General features: G+C 53.9%; 11 protein-coding genes. All 11 read right to left on the reverse strand.

From position 1 onward, the window contains the following. A partial coding sequence (locus tag ACOJWD_RS04070; RefSeq protein WP_486991946.1) for a proline racemase family protein occupies positions 1–651 on the reverse strand: 651 nt, incomplete at its 3' end. A 14-nt stretch (positions 652–665) separates the two neighbouring features. Then, positions 666–1,673 (reverse strand): proline racemase family protein, encoded by a 1,008-nt coding sequence (locus tag ACOJWD_RS04075; RefSeq protein WP_486991947.1) that lies wholly within the window; start codon positions 1,671–1,673, stop codon positions 666–668. Continuing rightward, positions 1,663–2,895 carry an NAD(P)/FAD-dependent oxidoreductase gene (locus ACOJWD_RS04080; protein ID WP_486991948.1) on the reverse strand — a complete coding sequence of 411 codons (1,233 nt, stop codon included), beginning with the start codon at positions 2,893–2,895 and terminating at the stop codon, positions 1,663–1,665. The genes ACOJWD_RS04075 and ACOJWD_RS04080 overlap by 11 nt, the downstream gene beginning before the upstream one ends. After that, positions 2,892–3,221: a (2Fe-2S)-binding protein gene (locus ACOJWD_RS04085; protein ID WP_486991949.1), complete on the reverse strand. Its 330-nt coding sequence runs from the start codon at positions 3,219–3,221 to the stop codon at positions 2,892–2,894. The genes ACOJWD_RS04080 and ACOJWD_RS04085 overlap by 4 nt, the downstream gene beginning before the upstream one ends. Continuing rightward, positions 3,214–3,507: a (2Fe-2S)-binding protein gene (locus ACOJWD_RS04090; RefSeq protein WP_486991950.1), complete on the reverse strand. Its 294-nt coding sequence runs from the start codon at positions 3,505–3,507 to the stop codon at positions 3,214–3,216. The genes ACOJWD_RS04085 and ACOJWD_RS04090 overlap by 8 nt, the downstream gene beginning before the upstream one ends. A gap of 19 nt (positions 3,508–3,526) precedes the next feature. Further along, the gene (locus tag ACOJWD_RS04095) at positions 3,527–4,708 is read right to left on the reverse strand and encodes an NAD(P)/FAD-dependent oxidoreductase (protein ID WP_486991951.1); all 1,182 of its coding nucleotides are present in this window, start codon (positions 4,706–4,708) and stop codon (positions 3,527–3,529) included. Between the two features lie 31 nt (positions 4,709–4,739). Next, the gene (locus tag ACOJWD_RS04100) at positions 4,740–5,606 is read right to left on the reverse strand and encodes a dihydrodipicolinate synthase family protein (RefSeq protein WP_486991952.1); all 867 of its coding nucleotides are present in this window, start codon (positions 5,604–5,606) and stop codon (positions 4,740–4,742) included. Positions 5,607–5,916: 310 nt separating this feature from the next. Next, positions 5,917–7,002, reverse strand: coding sequence for a M24 family metallopeptidase (locus ACOJWD_RS04105; protein ID WP_486991953.1), 1,086 nt, complete (start codon positions 7,000–7,002; stop codon positions 5,917–5,919). 67 nt (positions 7,003–7,069) lie between these two features. Continuing rightward, positions 7,070–8,977, reverse strand: a complete 1,908-nt coding sequence (locus ACOJWD_RS04110; RefSeq protein ID WP_486991954.1) for a S9 family peptidase — start codon at positions 8,975–8,977, stop codon at positions 7,070–7,072. 81 nt (positions 8,978–9,058) lie between these two features. After that, positions 9,059–9,802 (reverse strand): FadR/GntR family transcriptional regulator, encoded by a 744-nt coding sequence (locus ACOJWD_RS04115; protein WP_486991955.1) that lies wholly within the window; start codon positions 9,800–9,802, stop codon positions 9,059–9,061. 92 nt (positions 9,803–9,894) lie between these two features. Next, a partial coding sequence (locus tag ACOJWD_RS04120; RefSeq protein ID WP_486991956.1) for a LysR family transcriptional regulator substrate-binding protein occupies positions 9,895–10,602 on the reverse strand: 708 nt, incomplete at its 5' end.

The raw sequence follows: 10,602 nt of genomic DNA on the forward strand, positions 1-10,602 counted from the left end.
CTCTAGCGGATGGGTTACCCAAGACGTCGAGCGGATCACTTGGACCACATCGTGAGCCCATTCCACAAATGCGTCAATCTGATCGACCTTAACCGGTATGCCTAGTTGCCGACTATCAATCACGGCATAATACGCCCCGCCAAATCCCACATCGACTCTTAAGCGCTGCCCTCTGACCACTATTTCATGATTTATGACCACCGCATAGGATGGGACATTTTCAAACCAGACGTCATCGACTTCCCCATGAGAGCGCAGCACATGGGCGATCAACTGCCCTGACGGGGCATCCAAACGAATCACCACATCCAGCGAAGCATCATCAATCACACGTCCCGTTTCCGCCAGCATTTTAGCCACTGCCAAGGTTGCATGCCCGCAGGCTGTGCTGTAGCCCTGGTTATGCATAAATATCAGACCGTACTGGCTATCCTCACGGTCGGGCTCCACCAAGAGACATCCGTACATGTCCTGATGTCCCCATGGTTCGCGCATTAGCCGTTGCCGATAGTGATCGAGATGTGCTAAGAGATAGTCACGTTTCGCTAACACTGTCTCTCCAAGGATGGGCGGCAAACCCGATGTAATGACCCTCACGGGCTCTCCAGCGGTATGTAGGTCGCAGGTTTCAATAATCTCTCTCACATGCACTAAGCACACCTCCCTTATGGCAACAAAAATCCTTGATATAACAGATCGTTTTCCTCTATCACAAAGGTGGATTCCCCATAAATTGCCGCAGAACCCGTCACGCGCACCACCACCGCCGGGTATGACGCCACACGGGTCGGTGCAATCAATGTGGCTTCAAATATGGATCCAGTGATACTCTCATGGACAAAGGACTCGCCTATGGCCAACTGTCCTCGAGACCATAAGGTGGCGGCTTTAGCCGAGGTGCCGGTGCCACAGGGAGATCGGTCGACGCCCCCAGGAGGCACAATTACCATGTTTTTAATATCGGCGTCTCGGCGCGTCGGCTCTCCATAGTACTCGATGTGCGTCAACCCACATACCTCGGGCAACTCGGGATGTTGAATCACCGTTCGCTCATTCACCGCCTCGCGGATCTGTCGCGCCCACTTAATGGCCGTTCGGGCATGTTGGCGATCAAGCGGCAAACCCAGCGATTGGGCTTCGATAATCCCGTAGAAGTTCCCTCCCCAGGCCACATCCATCACGACCTCGCCCAGACCAGCCACAACTATGCTGAGATCTTGGGCATAGAGAAAGGCGGGCACATTTTCGAAACTCACGGATAGCACGCGCCCATTTTCCACCTGCGCCGTTGTCCGCACTATCCCCGATGGCGTGTCCAGAACCAGTGATGTTGTCGGCTCTTCGGCGGCCACTCTCCCAGTTTCGATAAGAGCCGTCACCAGCCCGATGGTATCGTGGCCACACATGGGGAGATATCCTCCTACTTCAATATAAATAACCCCCAAATCGGCTTCTGGGTGAACCGGCTCAGTCAATATACATCCTGACATCACACCATGGCCTCGTGGTTCATACATCAGCGCGGTACGAATGAAATCGTAATGGGTACGAAAAAACGCCACTTTCTCCATCATGGTGCTGCCATGAATGGTGGGAATCCCGCCTACGATGGTACGGGTCGGATTTCCCCCGGTATGCGTTTCGATGGTCTGAAACACATGCTTAAAACGCATCCTCTCTCTCCCTTCGGTGATGCTCCCACGCTACCTGAGCCTGTTGTTGTACTTCGGCCCATCGATGGCTAAAGACCAGCGGCGTATCCGCCCTCGCGTGACCGATCGCCGTTAAAGCCTGCGCCTCATCGTCTGCACTCGGCCCGTGGATCCCGCGCAGAAAATGGTACATTCCATGGGCCGCAGCGCGTCCTTGAGCCAGGGCAACTAACGCTCCTTCGATTCCCAGCGCATTCCCGGCAGCATAAAGCCCAGGCACGGTCGTCTCTCCAAACGGTCCGAAAAGGGGTATATCAAATAATCCTCCCCGGCTATACTGTATGGCGGCACCTGCCGCCTGAAATAGGTCAGGGATCGGGCGAAGTCCTCCAGAAATGGCAACAAAGTCCACTTTGATGTGCTCTTCAGGTCCCACCCAGGTGCCCCGAGACCCAATCCGTCGAACCGCGACGGACTCGACTTGGTCTGTACCGTGAATAGCCGTCGCCACGACATGGGGATAAAGGCGCGTTCCGGACACCGCTATGCCACGACGAGGAGCCCTCGCCATAATGTGAGCCCGGCTTCGCTCGTCTCTGAGCAAAAACTTCGCTGCCCTGAGCCACGCTGGCGCCAAGTGAAGCAATGACGTCAAAGACTGCCATTGCTCGTCCAGACTGTCCTTGAGTCCCTGATTCGGAGGTGCGGGAGCCATGACAATGGCAGACACCGGAATGCCAAGCCATTGGAGTTCTTGAGCGACCGTGAACGCCAAGGGACCGCCCCCGATGATAATGCCTCTTTCACCTGGCTTAACCCCGTGCACATTGGCCATTACCTGAGCCGCACCCACGCTCATCACCCCAGGGAGTGTCCAATCCGCTACCATGAGCGGAACTTCCGTGGCACCCGTCGCGACCAATACCACCTTAGCAATCATGACACCTGAGGTAAGCGTCACACGAAAATGTTGATCGGCTTTCTGTATTCCCACCACCGAAGTGCCCATCAACCACTCGGCTTGTCCCAATTCGTCAATGTCGTGCATGAATTGTTCCGCCACCTGGCGGCCATTCCACCCACGTCCATGCACTTCATAGAGCTGCCCGAGCAGTCTCCCCCCAGGAGTCGGATACTCATCCACTATCACGGTCCTCACGGACCGCCGATTTAACTCTAACGAGGCGGCAAGTCCCGCCGGACCAGCGCCAATAATAAGTACGTCCACCGCTTTAGGCATCATAGCTTACTCATCCCATCGCGCGGATCTAAGGGTGGAGGCGGCAACTGACGTTCAACAGTAATCCCTTCTCGGACCACTGACAGGCAACTGCGCACATCGCGCTGACCGTTAATTGTCATCCGGCATTCAAAGCAATGTCCAATGCCGCAATAGAGGGAGCGCGGCTTGCCGGTTTCCTCATTCCATCCAAAACTGCGATAGCCGAGCGCCCATAAGCTCATCGCCACCGGTTCCCCTAAAAGCCCGTCAACCGACTGGCCCTCAAAAATGAAGGACACCACGGGTTTGTCCTCGACACCTTTTGTCCTGACACGACCGTTATTCATGGGTTCTATCCTCTGGCACGCCAATAAAGGCTGCCATGGCTAACGGCTTATGCGGAGGGCGCGCTGCCAGTTGTAGGTCGGTGGACGTCGATTCGCTGAACTCGGTTATCGCCATCAATGGACGGCAGATACGGCCTTGACAGAGTCCCATCCCCCACCGCGTCAACAGCTTTAATTGTCGCAGAGACGTGGGATGAAAGTCCGCCATCGCTTCTTGAATGCTGCCCCAGGTGAGCCCTTCGCATCGACAGACAACTCGGGAATCATCGAACTTCTCCTCACTCACACGACCTCCCCCTCTCGTTTCATGGCACCGAGACCTCCTGCAATGACTGTCGATTCCATGTTAACATCCCCGGATCGATAATCGGGACACGCCCGAGAAGCATGTCTGCTACTAAGTGTCCTGTAACAGCGGCAAGGCCAATGCCGTCGCCCTCGTGACCCGCCGCGATGAAGAGACCCGGTACATCTTCTACAAAAGAGACAACGGGAAAATGATCGGGTGTCCATGGGCGTAGTCCCGCATACGAACGCATCAACGTAGCGCTCTTCATCCCAGGATAAAACCGTAGCGCACGCCGCGCGATCGCTTTAGAGACCTCAATATCTGGCTCAGTATCGAATCCGACAAACTGACGGCTGGAGCCCAGCAGGAAATTATGACTGAGAGTCGGTTCGTAGACCAGCGCAACCCCGTATTCGATGGCATCAGACGGCGCAATTCGCTGCCTGCCAAATTTACTCATTAAATAGCCAAACTCCATCACTTTCGCATCACCAAAAAAAGGCCCCTTGGCGGACACTAAAAGTTGTCCCTTGCGGGGTCGAATGGGCACGTGAATGCCTAGCGGTTGTAGTAATTGCGGAGTAAACACCCCCGCTGTTACCACCACCCGATCGGCCAAGAGCTCTTCTCCCGAACGAAAGCGGACGCCACACACCCTTCCTGATTGCACCATCACTTCCGCTACTGGCTGGTGCGGGCGAACCACCGCTCCCGCATCTCGCGCATGTTTCACCAACTGCTGGGTATAGAGAAGCGGGTTCAAGGTCGAATCTGATCCGCAAAAGAGGCCGCCCGGAACATCGCCAGCAATATCGGGGAGATGCTGATGAATTTCGTTTTGGTCTAAGAATACAAAGGGTAAGCCGTGGGCTCTTTGTTGAGAGACCCATTCTCGGGCCATTTCTACCTCTTCATCATTGTCACACACTAAATAACTTCCAGGCCGTCGGTATTCGAAAAACCCTAGTCTCTCCGCTAATTGATGCAATAGCTCTTGGCTCTTCAGTGCCATTTGACTGTCAAATCCCGGATCCTTATCGATGGCCAGAACATTGCCATCACAACGAGACGATGTCCCTCCACCAATATCCCCGGCATCAACGAGGGTCAGCGTCACCTCATCTCCTGACAGGTAATAGGCGGTTGCCGCTCCGATCACTCCCGCCCCTATAACAATCACTCGGAGCTTATGGTTCACCTTACGCCCTCCCATCACCGGTCACGAGACATCAGAGACTTTCGACAACCTGCCGGATCACCGCCGCATCCTTGGCATCAAGCTCGAGACGCGGAGGACGGGTGGGTCCAATCCCGCGCCCGATCGAATTTAATCCATATTTGATCGTCTGTACTAGACGTGCTGTCGAATCGTACCGCAATAATGGTAGCAATTTGTGATACAAGGCCCACGCCTCATCCATTTGACCATTCATTGCTAGGTCATACAATTTTACAGATTCGCGTGGCACGATGTTCGCCATCCCGGCAATCCATCCCGTCGCGCCTGCGAGAATACTCTCGACCAAAAGGTCGTCAGTTCCCGCCACAATTTCAATATCGGTGAGTTCCCTTATCGCAGAGATCCTGCGTACGTCTCCAGAAAACTCTTTGACCGCTACTACATGGCGGTATTCGCGCGTAAGTTCCGCTAAGAGCTCCGGGGTAATATCCACTGCTGTATCATGGGGATTATTGTAGACAATAATCGGCAGTTCAAACTCGTTTAACATGGCATAATGGGCTCTCACTTCACCCCAAGTAGGTTTATACAAAACCGGAGGGAGTGCCATGAGACCAGACGCCTTCACCTCGCGCGCTAGTTCTGCCCAATGGGCGACCGCGCGCGACGAAGGGGCCGCCACACCTACCACCAACGGCACCCGACCCTGACATTCATCCGCCAAAGCGCGGATGACCTGCTCACGCTCGATACTCTCAAGCGACGCATATTCCCCGCAGGACCCCGTGGCCACAATGCCTCCCACACCCGAATCAATTAACCACGAGGTATGCTCACGCAACTTATCTAAGTCTATTTCAAAATCTTCGCCAAACGGCGTAATAATAGCGACATAGACGCCTCCAAAACGCACCATCACTGTACGACCCCTTTCGTTGTCATTCTCCATTTGTTAAATGGTATGACCATTTCTAAGATTCTAACACTGCCTATCGCGAACAACAAGAGAGGATTGTGGATTTTTGTAGCCACATTGCCAACCACACAAGCCGAGGGGAGGGGGGAGCCAGACCGCCGCCCCCCTTGAAGAAGGCCTCCTGACGCGATGCACAGGGTCTAAGCCCGAAGCGCGATCAGGAGACACCTGTCATTATAATCCTCCCACGAGACAGAACGTACTACGACGTAAATTATCCTCGATCTCCAGTTCCATGCTCCAATTCGCCCTACCCCAAGATTTGAAAGTGCTTGGGCACAATCGTGAGCCGTTCGCATCCGCTCTCCGTCACCACTAAGGTATCTTCTAGTCTCGCGCCACCTAACCCCGCAATATAGATGCCTGGCTCCACAGTAATGGTCATGCCTGGCTCCAGCACCTGTTCCTGCTTCGGGGACTGCGAAGCAAACGGATCTTCATGGATGTCTAGCCCAACTCCATGCCCAGTACCATGACCAAACTGCTTGCCATAGCCTTGCTCGGTGATATAGGAGCGAACGGCGGTATCGACTTCGCGACTCGTGGCACCCGGCTTCACCGTCTCAATGCCTCTCTTTTGCGCTTCAGCAACAATTTCCCAAATGTGTCGCAATTCCTCCGACACCTGGCCGACGGCTACGGTAATGGTCTCATCGGATTTGTAGCCATTGACCTGACCACCAAAATCAATCGTCACTAACTCTCCCGTTTGAATCACTTTGTCGGTTGGATGGGCATGCGGCAGGGCCCCGCGCTCCCCCGATCCGACGATGGTCGCAAACCCTAGGGATTCCGCTCCGCGACGTCGCATCTCCAGTTCGAGATTTAGCGCAAGTTGAATTTCTGTCTGTCCTGGAGCATCAGGAAGAACTTCCATCAAGGACTCCCCAGCAATCCTGGCGGCCTCGCGGATGGCCGCGATTTCTTCTGGACCCTTGACCAAGCGCAAGGTTTCGACCTGCCGTTGCAATGGGTGCCAGACCACCGGAACGGATCCCTCCCATAGCTTCCACATGTCATAGGGCACTTTTTCGGATTCAAAGGCCATATGCGTCACATGCTCACTTAACGCGAGTTCTTTCAAGGTGTCAGTAAGCGGTTTGATGGACCGCATCACCTCATAATCAGGACACTCGTGGGTCGCCTGATCCCAATAACGAAAATCGGTAATGATATAGGCACGCGTCTCCGTAATGAAAAGGTAGGCAGAGGAACCGGTGAATCCACTTAAGTAGCGAAGATTGGTAGAACTTAGCTCTTCAGGTGCGGCAATAATCACGGCGTCAAGTTCACTATGGCGTAATACCTCTTGAAAACGGCGTAGAGCTTCTCTCATCTCGCTTCCCACTCCTCACGACAATAAATTTTTCTCCCATGGAAGATATTCCTTAAGGGGAGACATGTCAGCACTGAAACCAGGCCAACAAACGCTGATGCACATCAACCAAAGTATCCAAGCGACCGGTCCGGTGAAAGCTATGCGATTCGCCCTGATAGCGAACCCATTCGACCGGTTTTTTCTGCCATCGCAATGCCACAAACATCATTTCCGCTTCGATGAGCGGGCAGGTCATGTCGTCCTCTCCATGAAGCAGCAACAAAGGGGTTTGGATGTGCGACGCCGCCAAGACAGGCGAATGCTCCCGATAGTAGTCGGGACGTTCTTCCGGTCCACCTCCCTGGTCACTGGCTAAAGATTCCCAGTGGTCAATGCCATAGGCGGAGGTCATCAAATGAGACACGGTCGATATGGCGACGGCACGGCGTATCTTTTCAGGATAATGGGTAATCATCCACTGGGTCATGAAGCCCCCATAGCTCGGACCAAACACCCCTATCTGAGACGGGTCGATGCCACGCTCCTTCGCGAGCGCCTCAATGAGCCGAACCGCGTCTTCGCCCTCTTGTGGCCCCCAATTCCCATGAACCAGGTCGGCAAATTCTTGCCCAAACCCCGCACTACCACGATAATTGAGCGCCGCCACACAATAGCCGTTCGATGCCAAGATTTGTTGGGTCATGGAAAAGTACGGTCCAAAACTTCCATGCGGCCCTCCGTGAAAGTGAACTAATACGGGAGCGGCTTCAGAAATGGGTGCGACGTTCCACAACCAAGCATCGACTTCATGCCCATCCGACCAAAAGTGAAATACACTGGGCTCTCGACACAGCGCTTTTTGCTGCATAAGAGGGTTCTCATCCCAGCGCATCAATTCTGTCGCCCGCGCCACATGCCATAAGCTAACGTCGGGTGGCCCGTCGGTGCCAAAGACCAGCTGAGCCCAGACCAATCCATCGGGCGAGGGCGACGGCCATCCGCGATGCCTTTGCACAACATGAGATTCTCCCTCATGGGACATCGCAAGCGTCACATACACTCCTCGATCGTTGACCACCCAATAGAGCGTCTCTCCCGAAGAGTCATAGATGGGGCGCCCACCTAACGGCTCTGGAGGCTCGTGCACTAAGGCCGCACCGCGATCCAGCTCGTGACTCAAACAAGACACGTGGTACTCCCCATCATCTCGACTGGCTTCGCACACATGATAATCATGGGTACTGCCAGTCGTCCCCGAATGGTTATGTAAGAACGCGATCCGGTCCCCTGTGGGAGCCCAGGTGGGATAGAGCGACACCCCGTCAAAGCGCGTCACGCACGTCCACCGATGTGATCGCACGTGAACCGTATAGACATCCCAAACCCATTCCAAATCCCAATCCGAACGACGCGTGGTGACGAGCGCCAAGGTCGTCCCGTCAGGAGACCACGTAGGACTAAAATGATGGAAGTTTGGATCGCTGATTCGCGTAATCTCTCCACTTTTCCGGTCAATGATCGACACTTGCCATTTTCTATCTCCGATAAATCCCCGACCATTATAGTGGTATCGCAAGTGCGTCATTACACGCGGACCCGCAACATGCGGGTCCGCCTCTAAAAAGCCTACCACTAAAGAGCTCCCATCCGGCGAAAACTCGATGGTATCCACGTCACCTGCCACCAGGTAGCACTCGTCAGAGGACAAATCTAATCTTAGCACGTGCACAGTCGAGTACCCGTTCGCGTCGGGCGACGTGGCATAGGCAAACACGTCGCAATCGGATGACCACGTCGGATGGTGAGGATCGCTATCCAAAGCCAAGGTCACTTTGTGGCCATTAAGATCTGCAAGAACAATTTGACGGCGTCTTGTCCCGTCATCATCAAAATATTGCACACTATAGAGCACAGCATTGCCTAACGCATTAACTCTCGGCAACTCTGGTTCTCGAATCCAGGAAAAGTCCTCCGGCATCAAACGCTCCTGCATCTTCTCCCACCTCGTAACGGATAAATGGTTTGACCATTTAGAAAACCATAGTCCGCTTTTTCGCAAAATGCAATAGCTTGATTATTCGCGAGGCTTAGTGACATTCGATAGCACATGTTGGCGCATCAGTTGGCGTGCATCGCCAGCACGTTGCTCCTCGATAGCTTGCAAGAGCGCTCGAACTTCTTGGACCTGCTGATTACGCCACTGTGGGCCATCGAGTGTGGCAATAGCAAGGGAACTTTTTCTAAACACCTCATGGATCCCCAGCATAATCGCTACCCGAATTTGATTTTTGGAAGCCTCCGCCACCGCCAAATGAAACTGCAAATCCAAATCGACAAAACGATCCCACGACCCGGTATCAGGAAGCGCTTCCAACGCGGAGACCAGTTTTTCGAGCCGCTCGCATTCGTCCTTGGTCGCTCTTTTGGCCGCCCAATAAGCGGTTTCCGCCTCAAAGGTCTCACGAAATTCGGTAAGGTCGGCTGAGGTAGCATCCCGGAAATGGATGAAAGACCCCAGCAACATCCCGGCTCTCTCCGGCTGGGGCTCGATAATAAAAGCTCCCCCGCGCGTACCGCGGCGTACCTCAAGGACTCCGACCGCCTCCAATAAACGAAAAGCTTCCCGCAAGGTGGCGCGGCTCACCCCAAATACCTGACCCAGTTCTCGCTCGTTCGGCAGTCGGTCGCCAATTTTGAGTTTACCCGAATACACCGCCGATTGAATTTGAAAGGCAATCTCCTCAAAACCCCGAGTGGGTTTCACTTCACTAAACATATCGCCCACCAATACATCCCGAAAGTCCGCCCCATTATCCACTACCGTTACCTCCAGACAATTCCATTTAAACTATCATATCATGTAGTACTCCTTCGCCATAATTCCCGCGAGGCTTTAATCCGGCCCCCAATCTATTCTAAATGCCGTAATCGCTCCAAGAGAATTTCGGCCGCATGGGAGAGTGGTACGGTATTAGACGTCACCAGCCCTATGGCCCGTTGTGAAGGCTCGGGATCGGTTCGGACTTCGAAGAGCCGTTCCGATGCAATCTCGTCTTCAACAAAATTTCGGGCCACCGCCGCAACGCCTAATCCAATCCGCGCAAATTCGATCAGCAGATCAATGCTTCCTAGTTCAATTTCCGGAGTCAAGGTTAACCCCTGCGCCAAAAAAAACTGATCTATTTGCGAGCGGGTGACACTCCCTTTTTCTAGCAGCAGTAAAGGCATCGCTGTCAGTTCCTCAAGGGTCCTCCGGTGGCGACTCCAGTCGCGATAACGCTCACCAACGACGAAGCAATCCCGCAGTAACGGGCCTTGATAGACGGTAAGCCGGTCGGTCATAGGAACCGGTAGATTAACCACTCCAAAGTCAATCCGTCCTCTTCCCAATAACTCGACGGTTTCTCGTGACGTTCGATTGGTCACGTGCAGTTGTATGTGAGGATATTCGCGATTAAATTCCTCTAAAACTGGCAAAAGATAATGCCGACACAAGGTGTCACTGGCACCTATCCGAACATCACCGCGATTAAGCCGCTTCAAATCTGCCACGTGTCTCTCACCGGCCGCGAGTAACTCCATTGCCTGGTCGACATAAGATAGCAGCACGTGTCCGTC

The sequence above is a fragment of the Sulfobacillus sp. TH-112 genome (genome assembly GCF_057473405.1).